At 73.3% G+C, this 21,933-nt stretch carries 22 protein-coding genes; all 22 read left to right on the top strand.

What is annotated here, in order from left to right; genetic code table 11:
* Positions 1-7 precede the first annotated feature (7 nt).
* Positions 8-523, top strand: coding sequence for a GNAT family N-acetyltransferase (locus IC607_RS16180; RefSeq protein ID WP_370526330.1), 516 nt, complete (start codon positions 8-10; stop codon positions 521-523).
* A gap of 63 nt (positions 524-586) precedes the next feature.
* Entirely contained in the window at positions 587-4,150 is a 3,564-nt protein-coding gene (gene smc / locus IC607_RS16185; RefSeq protein ID WP_191788454.1) for a chromosome segregation protein SMC, read from the top strand.
* 125 nt (positions 4,151-4,275) lie between these two features.
* Positions 4,276-4,578: a hypothetical protein gene (locus IC607_RS16190; RefSeq protein ID WP_370526331.1), complete on the top strand. Its 303-nt coding sequence runs from the start codon at positions 4,276-4,278 to the stop codon at positions 4,576-4,578.
* Positions 4,579-4,646: 68 nt separating this feature from the next.
* Positions 4,647-5,879 (top strand): signal recognition particle-docking protein FtsY, encoded by a 1,233-nt coding sequence (gene ftsY, locus IC607_RS16195; RefSeq protein ID WP_191788456.1) that lies wholly within the window; start codon positions 4,647-4,649, stop codon positions 5,877-5,879.
* Between the two features lie 167 nt (positions 5,880-6,046).
* Positions 6,047-7,363 carry an ammonium transporter gene (locus IC607_RS16200; RefSeq protein WP_191788457.1) on the top strand — a complete coding sequence of 439 codons (1,317 nt, stop codon included), beginning with the start codon at positions 6,047-6,049 and terminating at the stop codon, positions 7,361-7,363.
* The gene (locus tag IC607_RS16205; RefSeq protein ID WP_191788458.1) at positions 7,363-7,704 is read left to right on the top strand and encodes a P-II family nitrogen regulator; all 342 of its coding nucleotides are present in this window, start codon (positions 7,363-7,365) and stop codon (positions 7,702-7,704) included. The genes IC607_RS16200 and IC607_RS16205 overlap by 1 nt, the downstream gene beginning before the upstream one ends.
* 4 nt (positions 7,705-7,708) lie before the next feature.
* The gene (locus IC607_RS16210) at positions 7,709-9,493 is read left to right on the top strand and encodes a [protein-PII] uridylyltransferase (RefSeq protein WP_191788459.1); all 1,785 of its coding nucleotides are present in this window, start codon (positions 7,709-7,711) and stop codon (positions 9,491-9,493) included.
* 56 nt (positions 9,494-9,549) lie between these two features.
* Positions 9,550-11,139 (top strand): signal recognition particle protein, encoded by a 1,590-nt coding sequence (ffh, locus tag IC607_RS16215; RefSeq protein ID WP_191788460.1) that lies wholly within the window; start codon positions 9,550-9,552, stop codon positions 11,137-11,139.
* A gap of 4 nt (positions 11,140-11,143) precedes the next feature.
* A complete protein-coding gene (locus IC607_RS16220) occupies positions 11,144-12,244 on the top strand; it encodes an amidohydrolase family protein (RefSeq protein WP_191788461.1) in 1,101 nt (366 codons plus the stop codon).
* A 101-nt stretch (positions 12,245-12,345) separates the two neighbouring features.
* Entirely contained in the window at positions 12,346-12,882 is a 537-nt protein-coding gene (locus IC607_RS16225; RefSeq protein WP_191788462.1) for a hypothetical protein, read from the top strand.
* Positions 12,883-13,056: 174 nt separating this feature from the next.
* Positions 13,057-13,488, top strand: coding sequence for a 30S ribosomal protein S16 (rpsP, locus tag IC607_RS16230; RefSeq protein WP_191788463.1), 432 nt, complete (start codon positions 13,057-13,059; stop codon positions 13,486-13,488).
* Positions 13,488-13,727, top strand: a complete 240-nt coding sequence (locus IC607_RS16235) for an RNA-binding protein (protein ID WP_191788464.1) — start codon at positions 13,488-13,490, stop codon at positions 13,725-13,727. Before rpsP ends, IC607_RS16235 begins: the two co-directional genes overlap by 1 nt.
* Positions 13,728-13,830: 103 nt before the next feature.
* Complete coding sequence (gene rimM, locus IC607_RS16240; protein WP_191788465.1) at positions 13,831-14,385, top strand: ribosome maturation factor RimM; 555 nt, start codon at positions 13,831-13,833, stop codon at positions 14,383-14,385.
* 1 nt (position 14,386) lies between these two features.
* Entirely contained in the window at positions 14,387-15,160 is a 774-nt protein-coding gene (trmD, locus tag IC607_RS16245) for a tRNA (guanosine(37)-N1)-methyltransferase TrmD (protein ID WP_191788466.1), read from the top strand.
* 211 nt (positions 15,161-15,371) lie between these two features.
* Positions 15,372-15,737, top strand: coding sequence for a 50S ribosomal protein L19 (gene rplS / locus IC607_RS16250; protein ID WP_191788467.1), 366 nt, complete (start codon positions 15,372-15,374; stop codon positions 15,735-15,737).
* Between the two features lie 110 nt (positions 15,738-15,847).
* Positions 15,848-16,588, top strand: a complete 741-nt coding sequence (gene lepB / locus IC607_RS16255) for a signal peptidase I (protein WP_191788468.1) — start codon at positions 15,848-15,850, stop codon at positions 16,586-16,588.
* 85 nt (positions 16,589-16,673) lie between these two features.
* Entirely contained in the window at positions 16,674-17,471 is a 798-nt protein-coding gene (lepB, locus tag IC607_RS16260; RefSeq protein WP_370526332.1) for a signal peptidase I, read from the top strand.
* Complete coding sequence (locus IC607_RS16265; RefSeq protein ID WP_370526333.1) at positions 17,468-18,229, top strand: ribonuclease HII; 762 nt, start codon at positions 17,468-17,470, stop codon at positions 18,227-18,229. The genes lepB (IC607_RS16260) and IC607_RS16265 overlap by 4 nt, the downstream gene beginning before the upstream one ends.
* Before the next feature lie 7 nt (positions 18,230-18,236).
* The gene (locus tag IC607_RS16270) at positions 18,237-18,560 is read left to right on the top strand and encodes a DUF2469 domain-containing protein (RefSeq protein WP_191788470.1); all 324 of its coding nucleotides are present in this window, start codon (positions 18,237-18,239) and stop codon (positions 18,558-18,560) included.
* Between the two features lie 129 nt (positions 18,561-18,689).
* The gene (locus IC607_RS16275; protein ID WP_191788471.1) at positions 18,690-19,046 is read left to right on the top strand and encodes a YraN family protein; all 357 of its coding nucleotides are present in this window, start codon (positions 18,690-18,692) and stop codon (positions 19,044-19,046) included.
* Positions 19,047-20,561 (top strand): YifB family Mg chelatase-like AAA ATPase, encoded by a 1,515-nt coding sequence (locus IC607_RS16280; protein WP_191788472.1) that lies wholly within the window; start codon positions 19,047-19,049, stop codon positions 20,559-20,561. It begins immediately after the preceding gene.
* Positions 20,558-21,808 carry a DNA-processing protein DprA gene (gene dprA, locus IC607_RS16285; protein ID WP_191788473.1) on the top strand — a complete coding sequence of 417 codons (1,251 nt, stop codon included), beginning with the start codon at positions 20,558-20,560 and terminating at the stop codon, positions 21,806-21,808. Before IC607_RS16280 ends, dprA begins: the two co-directional genes overlap by 4 nt.
* Positions 21,809-21,933: the final 125 nt, after the last annotated feature.

Consider the following 21,933-nt stretch of genomic DNA (forward strand, 5'->3'; position numbering starts at 1 on the left):
TCTCGAGGTGAGCACACCGACGGTCGAGCTACGGCTCATGACCGCACGGGACGTGGACCTGTGGGAGACGGCGCGCGAGTCGCGCGACGGGACCGGGGCGTTCCAGTGGTTCGGCCACACCCCGGTGCACGCCGTGCGGCGCCGCCTCGCCGAGGACGGTCTGCTGACGGCGGACGGCGGGATCCTGTCGGTCTGGCACGACGGTGAGCCCGTCGGGCGTGTCGAGTGGTGGGCGTCGTCGTGGGGTCGCCCCGCGACGTCGTCGTGCTGGACGATCGGCGTCGGGCTGCTCGACGGCCACCGCGGCCGGGGGATCGGCACCGCGGCCCAGACCGCGCTCGTCGCCTACCTGTTCGACCACACGCGCGCCGAGCGGATCCAGGCGTGGACCGACGCGCTCAACGTCGCCGAGCGGCGGGCGCTCGAGCGCAGCGGGTTCGAGCTCGAGGGCATCGTGCGGCGCGGCCAGTGGCGCGAGGGTGCGTGGCACGACCAGGCGCTGTATTCCGTGCTGCGTCCCTAGGTGTCCGTGGGCGTCCGGGTGAACGTCCGCGATCTGCGGCTTCCGGGCGCCTAGGCTGCCCCCGTGCACCTCAAGACGCTCACGCTGCGCGGGTTCAAGTCGTTCGCGTCCGCGACGACCTTGAACTTCGAGCCCGGCGTGACGTGCGTGGTCGGCCCCAACGGCTCGGGCAAGTCCAACGTCGTCGACGCGCTCGCGTGGGTCATGGGGGAACAGGGGGCCAAGTCCCTGCGTGGCGGCAAGATGGAGGACGTCATCTTCGCCGGCACGTCCGGTCGCCCGCCGCTGGGCCGGGCCGAGGTGGCGCTGACCATCGACAACGCCGACGGCGCCCTGCCGATCGAGTACTCCGAGGTCACGATCTCGCGGACGCTGTTCCGCAACGGCGGCTCCGAGTACGCCATCAACGGGCAGGGCTGCCGGCTGCTCGACATCCAGGACCTGCTGTCCGACTCCGGCCTCGGCCGGGAGATGCACGTCATCGTCGGCCAGGGCCAGCTCGACGCCGTGCTGCGGGCGACGCCGGAGGAGCGGCGCGGGTTCATCGAGGAGGCCGCAGGCGTCCTCAAGCACCGCAAGCGCAAGGAGAAGGCGCTGCGCAAGCTCGACGCGATGCAGGCCAACCTCACGCGGCTCGGCGACCTGACCTCGGAGATCCGCCGCCAGCTCGGTCCGCTCGGTCGGCAGGCGGAGGTGGCGCGCAAGGCGGCCGTCGTGCAGACGGACCTGCGCGACGCGCGGGCGCGCCTCCTGGCCGACGACCTGGCCCAGCTGACCGCCGCGCTGGACCAGGAGATCGCCGACGAGACGGCGCTGAACGAGCAGCGCGCGCTGGTCGAGGCGGCGCTGACGCAGACGCGTGCGCGGCTGGTGACGCTCGAGCGCGAGGCGGCGGAGGCGGCGCCGGCGCTCAGCGAGGCCAGCGAGGTCTGGTACCGGCTGTCGTCGCTGCGCGAGCGGCTACGGGGGACGTCGTCGCTGGCCGCGGACCGGGTGCGCCTGCTCGGTGTCGCGGCGCCCGAGCGTTCGGGTGGCTCCGACCCCGACGACCTCGCGGCCCAGGCCGAGCGGGTGCGTGTCGCGGAGGCCGAGCTCGCCGCCGAGGTGGACGTGGCGCGTGCGGGCCTGGAAGGCGCGGTGGGCGCCCGGCAGGAGGCAGAGAGCGCCGCGGCTGCCGCCGAGAAGGAGCTCGCGCTGTCGCTGCGCGGCGCCGCCGACCGGCGCGAGGGCGTGGCGCGGCTGGCGGGGCAGGTCGCGGCACGTCGCAGCCGGGTCGAGGCGACGCAGGCCGAGCTGGGCCGCCTGCGCGAGAGCCTGACCGCGGCGCAGGCCCGCGGCACCGAGGCGACGGCGCAGTTCGCGGCGCTCGAGTCGCAGGTGGCCGGCGTCGAGGAGGGCGAGGAAGGCCTGGACGCGGAGCACGAGGCCGCGATCGAGGCGCTGGAGACCGCGAACGCACGCGTCGTCGAGCTGAACGAGGCGCTGAGCGCCGCCGACCGCGAGCGGGCAGCGCTCGAGTCGCGCGCCGAGACCCTCGAGCTGAGCCTGACCCGCAAGGACGGCGCGGGCGCGCTGCTGTCCGCCGACGGAGTGACCGGCACCATCGGGTCCGTCGCCGCGCTGCTCGCCGTCGACCCGCGCGACGAGGAGGCCATCGTCGCCGCGCTCGGCACGCTGGCCGACGCCGTGGCCGTCGAGTCCGTCGAAGCGGCCGTCGACGCGATCCGGCACCTGCGCACCGAGGATGCCGGGCGGGCGTCGTTGCTGGTCGGAGGTGTGCACGCCTCGTCGGCGACGCGCGAGCGGATCGAGGGCGCCGACTGGGCCGTCGACCTCGTCCACGCGCCCGAACAGATCCGCGGGGCGATCGCGCTCGCGCTGACGGACGTCGTCGTGGTCGACGACCTGGCCCAGGCCCGCGCGATGCTCGCGAACCACCCCGGTCTCGTCGTCGCGACCCGGACCGGCGACGTGCTGTCCCGGCACCGTGCGTCCGGCGGGTCCGCGACCGCGCCCAGCGCGCTGCACCTGCAGTCCGCGCTGGACCAGGCGCGCACCGGTGCTGAGCACGCGGCGGCCACCGCCGAGCGGCTGCGCTTCGAGCTCGTCGGCGCGACCGAGGCGCTGCAGGCGGCCGACGCCGCGCACGAGGCGACCCTCGAACGGCTCAACGAGTCCGACGCCGCGCTCGCGGCCGTCGCCGAGCAGCTGGGGGCTCTGGGCTCGACCGCGCGCTCGGCCCGGGCGGAGGCCGAGCGTGTCGAGGTATCGCTCCAGAACGCGTCGACGACGCTCGAGCAGGACACCGCGGACCTCGCCGAGCTGACGCAGCGACTGGCCGCGGCCGAGGTCGAGCCCGCCGAGAGCGAGGCCGCGATCGCGGAGGGCACCCAGCGCCGCGACCAGCTGGGCGAACAGGCGACCGCCGCGCGCGCGAGAGAGACCGAGGCGCGCCTGACCCTGCGCACGGTGGAGGAGCGGGCCCGGGCGCTGTCCGGCCGCGCCGAGTCGCTCGAGCGGGCGGCCCGGGCCGAGCGTGCGGCTCGCGAGAAGGCGGCCGAGCGTGAGGCGGCGCGTGCGCGTCAGGTCGTCGTGGCACAGGCCGTGCGGTCGGGCGCCGAGCAGGCGCTCGCGCAGCTCGACCGGTCGTTGCGGCGGGCGTCCGACGAGCGCGACGCGGCCGAGGCGGCACGGACCGAGCGTGACCGCGAGGTGGCTGCGACGCGCGCCGACGTCGAGCAGCGGGCCGCGGAGCTGGCGCGGCTCACGGACGCCGCGCACCGCGACGAGGTGGCGCGCACCCAGCAGCGGCTGCGGATCGAGGCGCTGGAGAGCCGGTCCGTCGAGGAGCTCGGGCTGGACCCCGCGGTGCTGGTCGACGAGTTCGGGCCGCACCAGGCCGTGCCGGTCGTCGTCGTCCCCGGGACCGAACCGGACCCCGACGCACCCACGACCATGCCCTACGTGCGCGAGCAGCAGGAGAAGCGCCTGCGCGCCGCCGAGCGCGCGTTGTCCCTGCTGGGACGCGTGAACCCGCTCGCGCTCGAGGAGTTCGCGGCGCTCGAGGAGCGGCACAAGTTCCTCACCGACCAGCTCGCCGACCTCAAGAAGTCCCGCCAGGACCTGCTGGTGATCGTCAAGGAGATCGACGAGCGCGTCGAGCAGGTGTTCGCCGAGGCGTACCGCGACACGGCGGCCGCGTTCGACGTCGTCTTCCCGCGCCTGTTCCCCGGAGGCGAGGGGCGGCTCGTCCTGACGGACCCCGACGACATGCTCACCACGGGCATCGAGGTCGAGGCGCGTCCCGCCGGGAAGAAGGTCAAGCGCCTCTCGCTGCTGTCCGGCGGCGAGCGGTCGCTCACGGCCGTCGCGCTTCTCGTCGCGATCTTCAAGGCCCGGCCCTCGCCGTTCTACGTGATGGACGAGGTCGAGGCGGCGCTCGACGATGCCAACCTCGGCCGGCTGCTGGAGATCTTCCGCGAGCTGCAGGACGACTCTCAGCTCATCGTCGTCACGCACCAGAAGCGCACCATGGAGATCGCCGACGCGCTGTACGGCGTGACCATGCGCGGCGACGGCGTCACCACCGTCATCAGCCAGCGCATGCGCGAGGACGTCGCCGTCTGAGCTGGCTGGCCGGGCCCGTCTGAACTGCGCGTTTCCGGCCTGTGGAGATTGTGTGCTGCCTTCGGGAACGACCTGCACCCCGCGCGCGTCGTCGTCCGACGACCACGCACACTGGACGGGTGGTCGTGACTCTCGGAATCCTCGTCACCCTGGTCCTCGCCGGGGCCGTGCTGCTGGTCGCCAACGCGATGAGCAGCACCGCGAGCGACGGTGAGAGCCCGTGGCGGGCGTTCCGGGCCGGCTGGGCTGCCCGGCGCGAGCCGTCGCCCGCGGTGGACGACGAGCCCGTCGACCTCAAGCTCGTCGAGTTCCTGCGCGTGACGTCCGACGAGGGCGAGGGCTACCTGCACGTCGACGAGCTGAGCGAGGGCCTGCAGCGTGCACGCGACCGCGCCGCCCGCGCGCTGCCGTCGCTGCACCGCTCCTGACGTACGACGACGTCCGGACCCGCTGCGTCGCGGGTCGCCGGATCCGTCCGGCCTGACACACTGTCCCGGTGAACCAGGACACGTGGACCTATCTGCTCGCCGCCGGCATCCCGGCGGCCCTGCTGGTCGCGGTGAGCACCGTGCTGGTGCGTCGCCGGGGCGACAAGGCGGAGGCCGACGAGGCGGCGCCCACGACTGCCGTCGCGGAGGCGCCGAGCGCCGAGGCGGCCGCCGAGCAGGAGTCGGCGCAGGCGCCGGGCTCGGCCACGGCTGTCGACGAGCTGCCTCCGCTTCCGACGGACGAGGAGCTCGACGTCCCGGCCACGCCGGGCGACCTGGACATCCAGCTCGAGAAGCCCGCTCCCGTCGAAGGCCGCTTCGCCCGGCTGCGCGGCCGCCTGGCGCGTTCGGGCTCGCCGCTCGGCACGCGTCTGCTGGCGGTCCTGTCCCGCGACCACCTCACCGAGGACGACTGGGACGAGCTCGAGGAGACGCTGCTGCTCGCCGACGTCGGCGCCGGTCCGACGGGTGACCTCATCGACGCCCTGCGCACGCAGGTCCGCGTCGAGGGCCTCAAGGACCCCGCCGCCGTGCGCGCGGCGCTGCGCGAGCAGCTCATCGCGCTCGTCGACCCGAGCCTGGACCGCTCGCTGAACCTGGCGCCCGGGACCGCGCCGGACGGCACGCCGACGCCGGCCGTGCTGCTCGTCGTGGGCGTCAACGGCACGGGCAAGACGACGACCGTCGGCAAGCTCGCGCGCGTTCTGGTCGCCGAGGACAAGTCGGTGGTGCTCGGCGCCGCCGACACGTTCCGCGCCGCGGCCGCCGACCAGCTCGAGACCTGGGGATCGCGCGTCGGCGTACCGACCGTGCGCTCGGACCGAGACGGCGCCGACCCCGCAGCCGTCGCGTTCGACGCCGTCCGCACGGGCAAGGCCTCGAACGTCGACGTGGTCCTCGTCGACACCGCGGGTCGCCTGCAGAACAAGGCTGGTCTCATGGACGAGCTGGGCAAGATCACGCGCGTCATCACGCGTGAGGCGCCCCTGTCCGAGGTGCTGCTGGTCCTCGACGCGACGACCGGCCAGAACGGCCTCAACCAGGCGCGCGTGTTCGGCGAGGTCGCCGGCGTCACCGGCATCGCGCTGACCAAGCTCGACGGCACTGCCAAGGGCGGCATCGTCGTGGCCGTGCAGCGCGAGCTGGGCGTCCCGGTCAAGCTCGTCGGCCTCGGCGAGGGGCCGGACGACCTGGCACCGTTCGACGCGGCGGACTTCGTCGACGGTCTCCTCGAGTCGTAGGCGGCAGTTCCGCCATCTGGACGTCTGCTCACCTCGAAACGGAACTGTTACGCGCGGGCGCGGCTTGTCACCTCGACGAAACACGTGGCGCGAGCCGACGAAATCCGGATCCTCGACTGTGAGTCCCGACCAGCCACCCCGGGCTGGCGAGGGGAGAGGCACTCTCGATGGACTTCACACTCGACAGCGGCAACACGGCGTTCATGATCCTCGCCGCGTCGCTCGTGCTGCTGATGACGCCTGGGCTGGCGTTCTTCTACGGCGGCATGGTGCGCGGCAAGAGCGTGCTCAACATGATGATGATGAGCTTCGGCGCTCTGGGCCTGGGCGGCGTGCTCTGGGTCCTGTACGGCTACTCCGCGACGTTCTCCGCCGGACACGGCGACGACGTCGCAGGGTTCTTCTCGAACCCGTTCACCTACTTCGGCCTGCAGGGCGCCACGGACGCGGACAGCCTGATGTCCGCGTCGGGTGTGCCGTTCCTCGTGGCCGCCGGCTTCCAGCTGACCTTCGCGGTCATCACGATCGCGCTGATCTCGGGCGCCGTCGCGGACCGCATGAAGTTCAACGCCTGGATGGTCTTCTCCGGGCTCTGGATGACGATCGTCTACGTCCCCATGGCGCACATGGTCTGGGGCGGCGGCAACCTGGGCGCGGACGGCATCACCAAGTCCATCTCGACGCCCATCGACTTCGCCGGTGGCACGGTCGTGCACATCAACGCCGGCACCGCGGGCCTGGTGCTCGCGCTCCTGCTCGGCACGCGCAAGGGCTTCGGCAAGGAGCCGATGCGGCCGCACAACCTGCCGCTCGTCATGCTCGGCGCCGCGCTGCTGTGGTTCGGCTGGTTCGGCTTCAACGCCGGTTCGGAGTTCGCCGCTGACGGCACGGCCGGCCGTGCGTGGCTCAACACGACGGTCGCGACCTGCGTCGCGATGCTCGCCTGGCTCGCGACGGAGAAGCTCCGTGACGGCCACGCGACGTCGCTCGGTGCGGCGTCCGGCGTCGTCGCCGGTCTCGTCGCCATCACGCCCGCCGCCGCAGCCGTGGACAGCTACGGTGCGATCGCCATCGGCGCGGTCGCCGGCATCCTGTGCGCTCTTGCCGTCGGCCTGAAGTACAAGCTCGGCTACGACGACTCGCTCGACGTCGTCGGCGTCCACCTGGTGGGTGGCCTCGCGGGCACGATCCTCATCGGCTTCTTCGCCACGGACAAGAACGGCGGCTGGTACCCCGACGGTGCCAAGAACGGCCTGTTCTACGGGGGTGGCATCGACCAGCTCCTCACGCAGATCATCGTCGCCGCGTGCGCCGTGCTGTTCTCCTTCACGGCCACGTTCGTGATCGGGTGGATCCTGAAGAAGACGATCGGCATCCGGGTGACCGAGGAGGTCGAGGTCGGCGGTATCGACCTCGCCGTGCACGCGGAGTCTGGCTACGAGACGCTGGGCGTCGGTTCCCGCGTCGTGACGGAGGTGAAGTGATGACGAAGCTCGTGACGGCGATCATCCAGCCGCACCGGTTGGACGACGTGAAGTCGGCCCTCGAGGCGGCGGGTGTCCGCGGCCTGACGGTCTCGGAGGCCAGCGGCTACGGCCGGCAGAAGGGCCACACCGAGGTCTACCGCGGTGCCGAGTACACGGTCGACCTGGTGCCGAAGGTCAAGATCGACGTGCTGGTCGGTGACGAGGACACGGCCAGCGTGACGGACGTCCTGGTCAAGGCGGCGCAGACCGGCAAGATCGGTGACGGCAAGGTCTGGGTCACCCCGGTGGAGGACGTGGTTCGCGTCCGCACCGGTGAGCACGGCGACGACGCGCTCTGATCGGATGACGGACGAACGGTCGCCCGTGGGGGGCGCGGCCGGGGAAGCCTCGACGCAGGTCCCGCACCCCTCTCGTGGGGTGCGGGACCTGCGTGTCGAGAGGCTCGACCTGGCCGCTGGGCTCACCGGCACGCAGAGCGACGGAGTGGCGCGACGCGCCGCCATCGTCGAGCTCGTCCACCGCAGGCTCGCGGAGCTGTGGGAGGACGCGACGCAGGGGCAGGACACCACCGGGGTGGCGCTGGGTGCGGTCGGCAGCATCGGCCGCGGCGACGCGAGCCCTGTGAGCGACCTGGACCTGCTGCTGGTGCACGAGGGTCGGGGGCACAGCGCCGACGAGCTCTCGGCGCTGGCGCAGCGCCTGTGGTACCCGATCTGGGACGCCGGCCTGGACCTCGACCACTCGGTGCGCTCGCTCGCGCAGTGCCGCCAGATCGCGTCCAAGGACCTGCCCGCGGCGGTGGGTCTGCTGGACCTGCAGCCGATCGCCGGCGACGCCGTCGTCATCTCGCGCGCCAAGTCCGCGCTGCTGGAGGACTGGCGGGCGGCGGCCCGACGACGACTGCCGGAGCTGCTCGCCTCGACGCGGGAGCGGGCCGAGCGGCACGGCGAGCTGGCCTACCTCATCGAGCCCGAGCTCAAGGAGGCCCGGGGCGGCATCCGCGACGCCGTGGTGCTCTCTGCCCTGAGCGCGTCGTGGCTGACGGACCGGCCGCACGGTGCCGTCGACCGCGCCTATGCGCACCTGCTCGACGTGCGCGACACGACCCAGGTCGTCACGCGTCGGCACACCAACCGGCTGCTGCTGGCGGACCAGGACGAGGTCGCGGCGCTCGTCGGGTTCGACGACCGCGACGACCTGCTGGCCAGCATCGCCGAGGCCGGCCGCGTCATCTCGTACGCCCTCGACACGACAGCTCGCAACGCCCGCCAGGCGCTGCAGCGACCGGCTCGCGGTCCGGTCTTCGTCCGTGGCAGGCGCACACCGCCGCGCCTTCGAGCCATCGCGGAGGGCCTCGTCGAGCACGACGGCGAGATCGTGCTGGCCGTCGACGCCCGGCCGGCCGAGGACCCGCTGCTCGCGCTGCGCGCCGCGGCGACGGCGGCTCGCACGGGCCTCGTCCTCTCGCCCGTGTCCGTCGCCAACCTGACCGCGACGCCACCCCTGCCGGCCCCGTGGCCCAAGGCCGCCCGCTCCTACCTGCTGCAGCTGCTCGGCTCCGGCCACGCGCAGACGCCGATCTGGGAGGCGCTGGACCTCGCGGGCGTCGTGACCACCTGGATCCCCGAGTGGGCGGGCGTGCGCAACCGGCCGCAGCGCTCGCCCGTGCACCGGCACACCGTCGACCGGCACCTGGTCGAGACGGTCGCCAACGCCGCGGGGGAGCGACGTGACCTGGCGCAGGGCGACCTGCTGCTGATCACGGCGCTGCTGCACGACATCGGCAAGCGTGCGGGCGCCGGCGACCACAGCGTCGAGGGCGCGCGGCTCGTCGGGCCCATCGTCGAGCGCATGGGCTTCGGGGAGCAGATGGCGGCCGACGCGTCGCGGCTGGTGCGCGAGCACCTCACGCTCGTCGGGCTCGCGACGTCGTCCGATCCCGACGACCCCGCGACGATCGAGCGCCTGCTCGAGGCCGTGGACCACCGGGCCGACCTGCTGGCGGTGCTGCGCGTGCTGACGGAGGCCGATGCGGTCGCCGCGGGCCCGGCGGCGTGGAGCACGTGGCGGGCGACGTTGTGCGACGAGCTGGTGACGCGAGGCATGGCGGCGCTGGCCGGTCGCTGACGGGCTGACAGGTACGCTGGACCGTCCCTGATCCATCGAGCCGTGAGGACCGTCAGGTGTTCGCCACCCTGTCCGACCGACTGACGTCGACGTTCAAGAACCTGCGCACCAAGGGCAAGCTGTCCGAGGCGGACATCGACGCCACCGTGCGCGAGATCCGCCGCGCCCTGCTGGACGCGGACGTCGCCGTCCCCGTGGTCCGCTCCTTCACCGGCGCCGTGCGCGAGCGCGCGCTGTCGGCCGAGGTCTCGGGTGCGCTGAACCCGGCCCAGCAGGTCGTCAAGATCGTCAACGAGGAGCTCGTCTCCATCCTCGGCGGTCAGACGCGCACGCTGAACATGGCGAAGAACCCGCCCACGGTCATCCTGCTCGCGGGTCTGCAGGGTGCGGGCAAGACGACGCTAGCGGGCAAGCTGGCGCTGCACCTCAAGGGCCAGGGCCACACGCCGCTGCTGGTCGCGGCGGACCTGCAGCGTCCCAACGCCGTCACCCAGCTCCAGGTGGTGGGCGAGCGCGCGGGCGTGCCCGTGTTCGCGCCGCACCCCGGCAACCAGGGCCACGACGACGTCATGCCGGTGGGCGCCGACCCCGTGGGCGTCGCCCGCGCCGGGCTCGAGACCGCTCAGCAGCGCCAGCACGACGTCCTGATCGTCGACACCGCCGGCCGCCTCGGCGTGGACGCCGAGCTCATGCGCCAGGCCGCGGACATCCGCGACGCGGTGAACCCCGACGAGATCCTGTTCGTCATCGACGCGATGATCGGCCAGGACGCCGTCCTCACCGCGCAGGCGTTCGCCGACGGCGTCGGCTTCACCGGTGTCGTGCTCTCGAAGCTCGACGGTGACGCACGCGGTGGTGCCGCGCTGTCCGTCGCGTCGGTCACCGGCCAGCCGATCCTCTACGCGAGCACGGGCGAGAAGCTCACCGACTTCGAGGTCTTCCACCCCGACCGCATGGCATCGCGCATCCTCGACATGGGTGACGTGCTCACGCTCATCGAGCAGGCCGAGAAGAACTTCGACGCCGAGCAGACCGAGCGCATGGCGGGCAAGCTCGCCAAGGGCGAGGACTTCACGTTGTCCGACTTCCTCGAGCAGATGCAGCAGCTCAAGAAGATGGGCTCGATGAAGAAGATGTTCGGGATGCTCCCGGGCATGGGCCAGATGCGCGAGGCTTTGGACAACTTCGACGAGCGTGAGGTCGACCGCATCGAGGCGATCATCCGCTCGATGACCCCGGCCGAGCGCGAGACCCCCAAGCTGATCAACGGCTCGCGCCGCTCGCGCATCGCCGCCGGTTCCGGCACGACGACGACGGACGTCAACCAGCTCCTGCAGCGCTTCGACGGCGCGCAGAAGATGATGAAGCAGATGGCCAAGAGCGGCGGCGTCCCCGGCATGCCCGGCATGGGCAACCTGCCCGGCATGGGCGGCAAGAAGTCGCGCGGCCGTCAGGCGCCGGCCCGCAAGGTCAAGGGCAAGTCGGGCAACCCGGCGCTGCGCGCCCAGCAGGAGCGGGGGCTCGCCACCAAGCCGAGCGCGCCGCAGGGGTCGTCGTTCGGAGCGGCCGCGACCAAGCAGGCGGAGGTCGACCCTTCGACCTTCGAGCTGCCGAAGGGCTTCGACAAGTTCCTCGGCGGACGCTGACGCGATGGCCGTCGGCGGTCCGGCCTTGCACCTGCGCGGCACGGTCGTCCTCGACGACGCCCGCGAGGTCGGCGAGGTCTGGGTCGTGGACGGGCGGTTCACGTTCACGCGCCCGACGATCGAGACGACGACGCTCGAGGGCGTCGTCCTGCCCGGGCTCGTGGACGTCCACTGCCACATCGGGCTGGCGGCGGACGGCAGGGTGCCCGACGACGTCGCGGAGCAGCAGGCGCTCGCCGACCGCGACTCCGGCGTGCTGCTGGTCCGGGACGCGGGGTCGCCCGCGGACACCGGCTGGGTCCACGCGCGCGACGACCTGCCGCGGCTGATCCGTTCGGGCCGTCACCTCGCGCTGCCCAAGCGGTACCTGCGGAACTACGGCCGCGAGCTGGCGTCGCCCGACGACCTGCCGGCGGCCGTCGTCGAAGAGGCGGACCGCGGTGACGGCTGGGTGAAGCTCGTCGCCGACTGGATCGACCGCGACCTGGGCGCCGACGCCGACCTGCGTCCGCTGTGGCCGCGCCAGGTGCTCGCGGACGCCATCACGGCTGCTCACGACGCGGGCGCCCGCGTCACCGCGCACACCTTCGCCACCGAGTCGCTCGACGACCTGCTCGACGCGGGCATCGACTGCCTCGAGCACGCCACGGGCGCCTCCGACGAGCACATCGACCGCATCGCCGCCGCCGGCATCCCGGTCACGGCCACCCTGCTGCAGGTCGCGCAGTTCCCGGCCATCGCTGCACAGGGCGCGCGGTTCGGCCGGTTCGCCGCGCGCATGGCCGCCATGGGGGAGCGGCGCTACGAGCACGTCCGCAACCTGCACGAGGCCGGCGTCCGCGTCCTCGTCGGGACCGACGCGGGCGGCACCATCGGCCACGGCCGCATCGCCGAGGAGGCCGCCGAGATGGCACGGGCCGGGATCCCGGACCGCGACGTGGTCGCCGCCGCGAGCTGGCGCACCCGCGCGTGGCTGGGGGTCCCGTCGATCGAAGAAGGTGCGAGCGCGGACGCCGTCGTCTACGCCGACGACCCCCGCGACGACACCCGGCGACTGCGCAACGCCCGAGCGGTCCTCCTGCGCGGGAGTACGTTCCCTCCGTAGTGCCCCGCGCCGAGGCGTCGCGGCGTGGTACTGATAGGTCCACAGCCACACGCCGTGCGCTGGGCTCCGCGGAGCGCGCACCGACGCCCAGGGGGACGACGATGGCGGACGAACGACGAGCATGGCCCCTGGCACCGCCGATCTCCGCACCGCCCCGACGAGCGCGCAGTCGTGGCGACGTCGCGGCGGCCGCGGTCCTGTGGACCGGCCTCGGCCTCGGGCTCCTGCTGAAGCTGATGTTTGCGGGGTGGGTCATGCTCTGGCTGCTCTGGCTGGCCCCTGTGCTCGTCGGCGTCCCCGTCGCGGGCGCGATCGTGCTGAACGGCGTCCTGCTCCGTGGGTGGCCTCGTGGTCGGTCGTGGTCGGTGGCGCCTGCTCACTACCGGCTGCTGGCCTGGGTACTGGGCGTGGGGTCCTTCCTGGCGGGTGCGGCGATGATCGACGTGGGCGACGGGGACGAGGTTCGTTCCGCATGGGCAGCGGTGCTCGGGCAGGAGCACGCTCCCCAGACGCCCGAGGTGGCGGTCCGCTCGTGGGGGTTCGCCGCACTCGCGGCGGTGGTAGCCGTCGTGTGGTTCGTGATCGACCGTCGCGCCGCGCGCCGCCAGGAGTCGTCCGAGGGGGCGGCGCTCGGCTGACGTCGGGATCGGTGTGGTTGGGAGCGGGCCTCGTCGTCTGGCACAATGGTCGGCTGTACCCGATGCCTGCAGCCCCTCTACCTGCTCGCGTCGTGTCCTTCGCGCCACCGGCGAGCCCAACCCCACGGGCACGCGGCGGCGCAACCACAGCAGACCTCAGGAGAAGACCACACCGTGGCCACCAAGATTCGTCTCAAGCGCCTGGGCAAGATCCGCGCGCCGTACTACCGCATCGTCGTCGCCGACTCGCGCACCAAGCGCGACGGTCGCGTGATCGAGGAGATCGGCAAGTACCACCCCACCGAGGAGCCCTCGTTCATCGAGGTCGACTCCGAGCGTGCGCAGTACTGGCTCGGCGTCGGCGCGCAGCCGACCGAGCAGGTCGCCGTCATCCTCAAGATCACCGGTGACTGGCAGAAGTTCAAGGGCCTGCCGGGCGCCGAGGGCACCCTGCGCACCAAGGCCGACAAGGCCGACCCGAAGGCCGCCATCGAGGCCGCCGCCGCCGACGCCGAGAAGGTCAAGGCCAAGGCGTCGGAGAAGAAGGCTGCCGAGCCCGAGGCCGAGGCGCCCGCCGCCGAGGCCACCGAGGACGAGCAGGCCTGATGCTCGCCGAGGCGCTCGAGCACCTGGTGCGCGGCATCGTCGACCACCCGGACGACGTGCGGGTCAGCTCCTCGTCCCTGCGACGCGGTGAGCTGCTCGAGGTCCGGGTCCACCCCGACGACCTCGGCCGCGTGATCGGCCGGTCCGGTCGGACGGCCAAGGCCCTGCGCACCGTCGTGGGAGCACTGTCCGACGACGGCTCCGTCCGCGTGGACGTCGTCGACACCGACCGTCGCTGACGCACCCGCTGGCACACCCGAGCGCCACACGCACCACACCGACGAAGGCCCGGCCCCTACCCTGGGGTCGGGCCTTCGCCCACGTCACCCGGAGGACACCCCCATGCAGCTCACCGTCGCCGTCGTCGGCCGTGCCCACGGCCTGCGCGGAGAGGTCGCGCTCGACGTGCGCACCGACCAGCCCGAGGACCGCCTCGCGGTCGGCACGGTGCTGCAGACCGAACCGCCCGGCCGCGGGCTGACGGTCGCCGCGAGCCGCATCCAGCAGGGCCGGTGGTACGTGCAGTTCGCCGAGGTCGCCGACCGCACGGCCGCCGAGGCGCTGCGCGGCACGACCATCGTCGCCGAGGCGGACGAGTCCGACGACGAGGACGCCTGGTACCCGCACGAGCTGGCCGGCCTGCGGGCCGAGCACGTCGACGGTCGGGTGCTCGGGGAGATCGTCGGCCTGCAGCACCTGCCCGCCCACGACGTGCTCGTGCTGCGCGAGCCCGGTGGCGCGCGCACGCTCGTACCGTTCGTTCGTGCGATCGTGCCCGTGGTCGACGTCCCGGGCGGCCGCGTGGTGCTCGACCCGCCCGGCGGCCTGCTGGCCTCCGATGCCGAGAACTTGGTGGTCTCCGAGGAGACGCGCGGCGCCGGGGACGACGAGGACTGACGTGCGCATCGACGTCGTCTCGATTTTCCCGGACTACCTGTCGCCCCTGCAGCTGTCGCTGGTCGGCAAGGCTCGCGACGCGGGCCTGCTCGATCTGCGCGTCCACGACCTGCGGGACTGGACGACGGACCGGCACCGCACGGTCGACGACACCCCCGTCGGGGGCGGCGCCGGGATGGTCATGCGGCCCGACGTGTGGGCGAGCGCGCTCGACGACGTCCTGCAGGACGGCGCGCACCTGCTGATCCCGACGCCGTCGGGGGAGCCGCTGACGCAGCGGAACGCGGAGGCGCTCGCGACCGAGTCCCAGCTCGTCGTCGCGTGCGGGCGGTACGAGGGGATCGACGCGCGCGTGGCGGAGCACTACCGCGCTCGTGGTGTGCGCGTCACCGAGTTCTCCATCGGGGACTACGTCCTCAACGGGGGTGAGGTGGCGGCACTCGTCGTCGTCGAGGCCGTCGGACGGCTGCTGCCAGGCGTCGTCGGGAACCCACACTCGCTGGTCGAGGAGTCGCACGGTGCCGCCGGGCTCCTCGAGTACCCCGTCTACACCAAGCCGCCCGCGTGGGCCGGGCTCGAGGTCCCCGAGGTGCTGATGTCGGGCCACCACGCGCGGATCGAGCGCTGGCGGCGCGACCAGGCGCTGGCCCGCACGGCCGCCCGACGTCCCGACATGCTCGCGGCGCTCGACGTCGGCACGCTGGACAAGCACGATCTCGCGACCCTGGCCGACCTCGGCTGGCGCGTCGTGGACGGCGCCCTGACCAGGGACTGATTTCCGTCGCTGCCTGCTGCTGTGGCAGAATTGTCCGCTGGTGCGCGTACGGCCGCGTCTCTGCCACAGGGGAGACGACCACGGCCACCCGGGATCTGCCGGCCCGCACCGGAACCAGACCACCAGGCACCCGTTCCTGCTCGCTCCACGCGAGCGCCGGGCCGCCCATGATGACGCTTCTGACCTGTGGCAGGGCGGGAGAGTGAACACCATGCACACGCTCGACCAGGTCGACGCAGCATCGCTGCGCAACGACATCCCGGACTTCCGCGCCGGCGACACGCTCAAGGTCAACGTCAAGGTCGTCGAGGGCAACCGCTCGCGCGTCCAGGCGTTCCAGGGCGTCGTCATCGCCCGCCAGGGTGAGGGCGTCCGCGAGACCTTCACGGTTCGCAAGGTCAGCTTCCAGGTGGGCGTGGAGCGCACGTTCCCGCTGCACGCTCCGACGCTCGACTCGATCGAGGTCGTCACCCGCGGTGACGTCCGTCGCGCCAAGCTGTACTACCTGCGCAACCTGCGCGGCAAGAAGGCGAAGATCAAGGAGAAGCGCGACTCGGTCCCGGCCAAGAAGGCCTGACCCGCAGCATCTTCAGCACGTCCGACGGGCGGTCACCTCACGGTGGCCGCCCGTCGCCTGTGTCACAGTGTGCCGTCACGGCCAACGACGGCAGCAGCAGGGGGAACACCATGGGCGGGGTCTCGGCGGACGCTGGCGTGCAGCCCGAGCAGGAACGCGCAGGCCGTCAGGCCAAGCACTCGGGCTGGCGTGGCTTCGTGCGGGAGACGGCGATCGTCGTCGTGTGCGCGCTGGTGCTCTCCGTGGTCGTCAAGACGTTCCTGGTGCAGGCGTTCTTCATCCCGAGCGAGTCCATGGAGGACACGCTCGTCTACCAGGACCGGATCCTGGTCAACAAGCTCGCTCCGGGGCCCTTCGACCTGCACCGGGGCGACATCGTCGTCTTCAAGGACCCGGGCGGATGGCTCCTGTCCGAGCAGGAGCAGCCGCAGACCAGGACGACGCGCGCGCTGCACAAGGCGCTGGCGGCCGTCGGGCTGTACCCGAAGGACGCCGGCGAGCACCTGGTCAAGCGGATCATCGGGCTGCCCGGGGACCACGTCGTGTGCGGCGGTGCGGACTCGTCGGTCACGGTGAACGGGACGGCGCTCGACGAGCCGTACCTCGCGCACGACGCCGTCCCGTGCGACGAGCCGTTCGACACGGTCGTGCCCGCCGACCGCCTGTGGGTCATGGGCGACAACCGTGAGCACTCCGCGGACTCTCACGTGCACACGACGGATCCGGGCGGCGGCTCGATCCCGATGGGCGACGTCGTCGGGGTGGCCTTCGTGCTCGTCTGGCCGCTGTCCAACGCGACCGTGCTGCACAACCCGGCGGCGACCTTCGCGGACGTGCCGGACCCGTCCTGAGGAGCACGCCTGGGCGCGGCGTCGCCTGCGTCTCGGACCGCGGTGCGAGTGCGCGGCGAGCCCGTCGGCGTGCGAGAGTGTGCGGGTGACGGACCCGGACAAGCTCGCGCACCATCCCGTCGACGGCGCCGACGGTGCGCCCTCGGTCGACGAGGTCGGTCACGACGGGACGCCGCGGCACGCGGCCGCACCCCGGGGCGAGAAGCAGGGCGGTGCGGGTGCCTTCCTCCGGGAGACCGCGATCATCCTGGTCAGCGCGCTGGTCCTGTCGCTGATCGTCAAGACCTTCCTGGTCCAGGCGTTCTTCATCCCGTCGGGCTCGATGCACGACACGCTCATCGAGAACGACCGCATCCTGGTGAACAAGCTCGCGCCGGGCCCGTTCGACATCCACCGGGGCGACATCGTCGTCTTCAAGGATCCCGACCACTGGCTCGGCGACGAGACGGACGACGAGCCCACGGGCGAGGTCTCCAAGGGTGTCCGCAAGCTGCTGACGTTCGTCGGGCTCTATCCCGAGGACGCCGGGGAGCACCTGGTCAAACGCGTCATCGGGCTGCCGGGGGACCACGTCGCGTGCAAGGGAGCGGGTCAGCCGATCACCGTGAACGGTGTGGCGCTCGACGAGCCGTACCTGGCCGACGGCGCCGAGCCGAGCGAGTTCGCGTTCGACGTCGTCGTGCCCGACGGGAACATGTGGGTGATGGGGGACAACCGCCAGCACTCGGCCGACTCGCGCTGGCACCAGGGCGAGCCGGGCGGCGGCTCGGTGCCGATCGCCGACGTGGTCGGTGTCGCGTTCGTCATCGTCTGGCCCGTCGACCACTGGACGATCCTGCGCAACCCCGGCTCCACGTTCGCGGACGTGCCGGCGGCGTCGTGACCGTGCTGGTCGCCCCGCGTCCCGCACGGGCCGTGCGGAGCGGGCCGCACCTGCGCCACGAGCGCGTGCTGCTGCGGGAGGGCGCCCGCCTCGTCGCCGGGATGGACGAGGTCGGGCGCGGGTCGCTCGCGGGACCCGTGAGCGTGGGGGTGGTCGTCGTCGACGCGTCGACGCGGTCCGCGCCGCGCGGCGTCGCCGACTCGAAGCTGCTCACGCCCGCGGCGCGCGAGGCCCTCCTGCCCGCGCTCGGGCGATGGGGTGTGGCGCGGGCGGTCGGGCACGCGAGCGCGGCCGAGATCGACACCGTCGGCATCATTGCCGCGCTGCGGCTGGCCGGCACGCGCGCGCTGCGGGCCGCCGCGCAGGTGGTCGGACCCGTGGACGTCGTCCTGCTCGACGGCTCCCACAACTGGCTCGCTGCACCCGCGGCCAGCCTGTTCGACGACGACCAGGACGACGACGAGGCTCCGGCGCCGCGCGTGCTGATGCGCGTCAAGGCGGACCGGACGTGCGCGAGCGTCGCCGCCGCGAGCGTGCTCGCCAAGTGCGAGCGGGACGCCCTCATGGTCGACCTCGCGGGCCGGCACGCTGCCTACCGGTGGGAAGAGAACAAGGGGTACGCGTCCCCGGACCATCTCGCGGCGCTCTCCGAGCACGGACCGAGTGTGCTGCACCGCCGGTCGTGGCGCCTGCCGGGGGTGACGCAGACGGGTGGTAGCGAGCAGACCGGCTCGCAGACCGTCCTGCGTGAGGGATGATGAGCGCGTGAGTGCCGAGGACCTGGAGAACTACGAGACCGACATGGAGCTCGCGCTCTACCGCGAGTACCGCGACGTCGTGGGTCTCTTCTCGTACGTGGTGGAGACCGAGCGCCGGTTCTACCTGGCCAACCAGGTGGACCTGCAGGTGCGCTCCGCCGCGGGGGAGGTCTACTTCGAGCTGACGCTCGCCGATGCGTGGGTGTGGGACGTGTACCGCTCCGCGAGGTTCGTGAAGTCCGTGCGCGTCGTGACGTTCAAGGACGTCAACGTCGAGGAGCTCGCGAAGGCGGAGCTGGACCTGGGCAGCGGGGCCGGTTTCTCCCGCTGATCCGGCCTCGGCCCGATCGGGGCCCCGGGGGCGGCGCTGACGTCACGCCGTGACCTGTGGACGCGCGGTCCTCGCCCCGGCCTGTGCATCGCGAGCCCGGCGACCGGCGTCGCCGACGATCCTGGGCGCATGCGAGCCAAGGATGCGGTGGGACGGTACGGCGAGGACGTGGCGGAACGCCACCTCCTGGCCGCGGGATGGCGGGTGCTGGACCGGAACTGGAGGTGCCGGGACGGCGAGCTCGACCTCGTCGGCATGGACGGAGACGAGCTGGTCGTCGTCGAGGTCAAGACCCGACGGTCCGCGGCCTACGGATCTCCCGCGGAGGCCGTGACGCGGCTCAAGCTCGCCCGCGTGCGGCGGCTCGCGGCGCAGTGGCTGGCGGCCCATGACGTCCGCGCCGCATCGGTCCGCGTCGACGTGATCGCCGTCATCCTGCCGCGGAGCGGGGCCGCCGTCGTCGACCACCTCGTGGGGGTGGTCTAGGTGGTGCTCGGCAGGACGCTCGCGGTCTCCCTCGTCGGACTGACCGGGCACCTCGTCGACGTCGAGGCGCACCTGGCGCCCTCGCTGCCGGCGTTCACGCTCGTCGGGCTGCCGGACGCATCGCTCAGCGAGGCGCGCGACCGGGTGCGGGCCGCCGTCACCTCGTCGGGGCTGCCCTGGCCCAACCGGCGCATCACCGTGAACCTCTCGCCCGCGACGCTCCCGAAGTCGGGCTCGTCGTTCGACCTCGCGATCGCCGTCGCGACGCTCGCCGGAGCCGAGCTGCTCACAGCGCCCGCGGGCGTGGTGCACATCGGGGAGCTCGCGCTCGACGGGCGGCTGCGGCCGGTCCGCGGTGTGCTGCCCGCGGTCGCCGCAGCCGTCGCGGCCGGGCGCCCACGCGTCGTCGTGCCCGTCGCCAACCTCGCCGAGGCGCAGCTGGTGCCCGGCGCGCTGGCCGTCGGGGCGTCGTCGCTCGCGCAGGTCGCCGCGCGCTACGGCGCCGAGGTCGACGTGCCCGACACGACCGATCCCGTGGTGGTCGAGCACCAGCGCGCGGTCGCGCCCGTCCTCGACCTCGCCGACGTGGTCGGACAGGCCGAGGCCCGCCAGTGCCTCGAGGTCGCCGCGGCCGGAGGTCACCACCTGCTGATGGTCGGGCCGCCGGGAACCGGCAAGACGATGCTCGCCGCTCGCCTGCCCGGCCTGCTGCCCGACCTCGTGGAGGCGGACGCGGTCGAGGTCACGGCGGTGCACTCGGTGGCCGGCACCTTCGACCCCGGCGACGGGCTGCTCGTGCGACCACCGTTCGAGGACCCCCACCACACTGCGACGCCTGCGAGCGTGGTGGGCGGCGGCTCGGGCATCCCGCGCCCCGGTGCCGCCTCCCGTGCGCACCGCGGGGTCCTCTTCCTGGACGAGGCGCCCGAATTCTCGACCGCCGTCCTGCAGACGTTGCGGCAGCCGCTCGAGCACGGCGAGCTGGTCCTGCACCGCGCCCAGGGTGCGGCCCGCTATCCGGCGCGCTTCCAGCTCGTGCTGGCCGCCAACCCGTGCCCGTGCGGCAAGGCCGTCGGCAAGGGGCTGGACTGCACGTGCCGCAGCGAGCAGCGTCGGCGCTACTTCGGGAAGCTGAGCGGGCCGCTGCTGGACCGCGTCGACCTGCAGGTGGAGCTGGTGCCCGCGCGTGCCGGCGACGAGGCGGGCGACGCGACGTCGGTGGTGGCCGGCCGCGTACGCGTGGCGCGCGGGGCGGCCGCCGACCGGTTGAGGGGCACGCCGTGGCGCACGGGAGCGGAGGTCCCGGGCGGTTGGCTGCGCGAGCGGCTCGGCGCGGACGGCTCGCTGCTGCACGACCTCGACCGCGCCCTCGATCGCGGCACGCTCAGCCTGCGCGGTGTGGACCGTGTCCTGCGCGTCGCGTGGACGTTGGCGGACCTGGACGGTCGAGCGGCGCCTACCCGCGGCGACATCGGCAACGCCCTGCTGCTGCGGACCCGGGGTCAGGGCGCATGAGCGCGTACCTCCCGTCGGCGGCCGAGGTGCCGTGCGCTGTCGACGCCGAGGAGCGGACCGCGCGTGCGGCGTGGAGCGCCCTGGCCGAACCCGGGGATCCGGTCGCCGGCGCTCTGGTCGCCTCGCTCGGTGCGGTCGACGCGTGGCGGTTGGTGACGCTCGCGGTGGACCAGGGCCTGCCGGCGGCGTGGGCGCGTGTCGTGCGCGGCGGTGACGGCGTGCTCGTGGACGGTAGGGCGGCCGGCGCCGACGCGGTCGGAGGACAGCGGCTCTCGCGGGCTGTCGCGCGGTGGGCGGCCAGGCGCGCGACGCTGGACGTGGCGCGGGATCTCGCGGCGATCGAGCAGGTCGGCGGCGTGTTCGTGGTCCCGGGTGATCCCGGCTGGCCGTCCATGCTCGACGACCTCGGCCACACGGCCCCGTTCGGGCTGTGGGTCCGCGGGGAGAGCGGACTGGCGGCGAGCCTCGACCGCTCGGTCGCGATCGTCGGCTCACGCGCGTCGACCGCGTATGGCGAGCGGGTGGCGGTCGACCTGGCGGCGGGTGCCGTCGACTCCGGGTGCGCGGTCGTCTCGGGCGGCGCGTACGGGATCGACGCGGCTGCCCACCGGGGTGCCGTGGCGCGGGGAGGACCCACGCTCGTGCTGCTTGCCGGCGGCGTCGACCGGGCCTATCCGGCAGGCAACGCGCGCCTCTTCGAGGCAGTGGTCGAGGGCGGCGGCGCGCTGGCGTCGGAGGTCCCGGTCGGCGCGGTCCCCACCCGCAGCCGGTTCCTGCAGCGTAACCGGCTCATCGCGGCAGGTGCGCGCGCGACGGTGGTGGTCGAGGCGGCCTGGCGGTCGGGCGCCATGAGCACGGCCCACCACGCCGTCGGCCTGCTGCGACCCGTCGGGGCCGTGCCCGGGCCGGTCACGTCGGTCGCCTCGGCCGGGTGTCACCGCCTGCTGCGGGAAGGCGCGGCCGTGTGCGTCACGGATGCGGCGGAGGTGCTCGAGCTCGTCGGCCGGTCGGGCGCTGACGTCGTCCCCGAGGGCGACGGCGCACGCCGGGCCACCGACCACCTGGACCCGCTGGCGGCGCGAGTCCGCGATGCTCTGGGCCGTCGGCGCGGGACCGACGTGGCGGGCGTCGCCTCGGCGGCCGCGGTGACGCTCGAGGAGGCGCGCGGTGCGCTCGGCCTGCTCGAGCTCGACGGCCTCGCGCGGCTCGGCCCGGGTGGGTGGGTGATGGTGGACGGTCACGTGTGACGGGCAACGAACCAGCGGACGGGTGACGCCTCGCCCGCTCGGGCGAGATCCGGTCGACACGCCCGGGCGCTTTGCGGCCTTTCGGCGTGTCGGGGCGTGTCTGACGCGTCACTGCAGCCATCCTG

Source organism: Cellulomonas sp. JH27-2, from assembly GCF_014837175.1.
Taxonomy (GTDB): Bacteria; Actinomycetota; Actinomycetes; order Actinomycetales; family Cellulomonadaceae; genus Cellulomonas.

Bases quoted from the DNA above. Each gene is read 5' to 3' on its own strand.
- rimM (WP_191788465.1), top strand. From the start codon at position 13,831: ATGCAGCTCACCGTCGCCGTCGTCGGCCGTGCCCACGGCCTGCGCGGA.
- IC607_RS16205 (WP_191788458.1), top strand. From the start codon at position 7,363: ATGACGAAGCTCGTGACGGCGATCATCCAGCCGCACCGGTTGGACGAC.
- IC607_RS16210 (WP_191788459.1), top strand. From the start codon at position 7,709: ATGACGGACGAACGGTCGCCCGTGGGGGGCGCGGCCGGGGAAGCCTCG.
- IC607_RS16225 (WP_191788462.1), top strand. From the start codon at position 12,346: ATGGCGGACGAACGACGAGCATGGCCCCTGGCACCGCCGATCTCCGCA.
- dprA (WP_191788473.1), top strand. From the start codon at position 20,558: ATGAGCGCGTACCTCCCGTCGGCGGCCGAGGTGCCGTGCGCTGTCGAC.
- lepB (WP_191788468.1), top strand. From the start codon at position 15,848: ATGGGCGGGGTCTCGGCGGACGCTGGCGTGCAGCCCGAGCAGGAACGC.
- IC607_RS16220 (WP_191788461.1), top strand. From the start codon at position 11,144: ATGGCCGTCGGCGGTCCGGCCTTGCACCTGCGCGGCACGGTCGTCCTC.
- rplS (WP_191788467.1), top strand. From the start codon at position 15,372: ATGCACACGCTCGACCAGGTCGACGCAGCATCGCTGCGCAACGACATC.
- IC607_RS16235 (WP_191788464.1), top strand. From the start codon at position 13,488: ATGCTCGCCGAGGCGCTCGAGCACCTGGTGCGCGGCATCGTCGACCAC.
- IC607_RS16200 (WP_191788457.1), top strand. From the start codon at position 6,047: ATGGACTTCACACTCGACAGCGGCAACACGGCGTTCATGATCCTCGCC.
- IC607_RS16275 (WP_191788471.1), top strand. From the start codon at position 18,690: ATGCGAGCCAAGGATGCGGTGGGACGGTACGGCGAGGACGTGGCGGAA.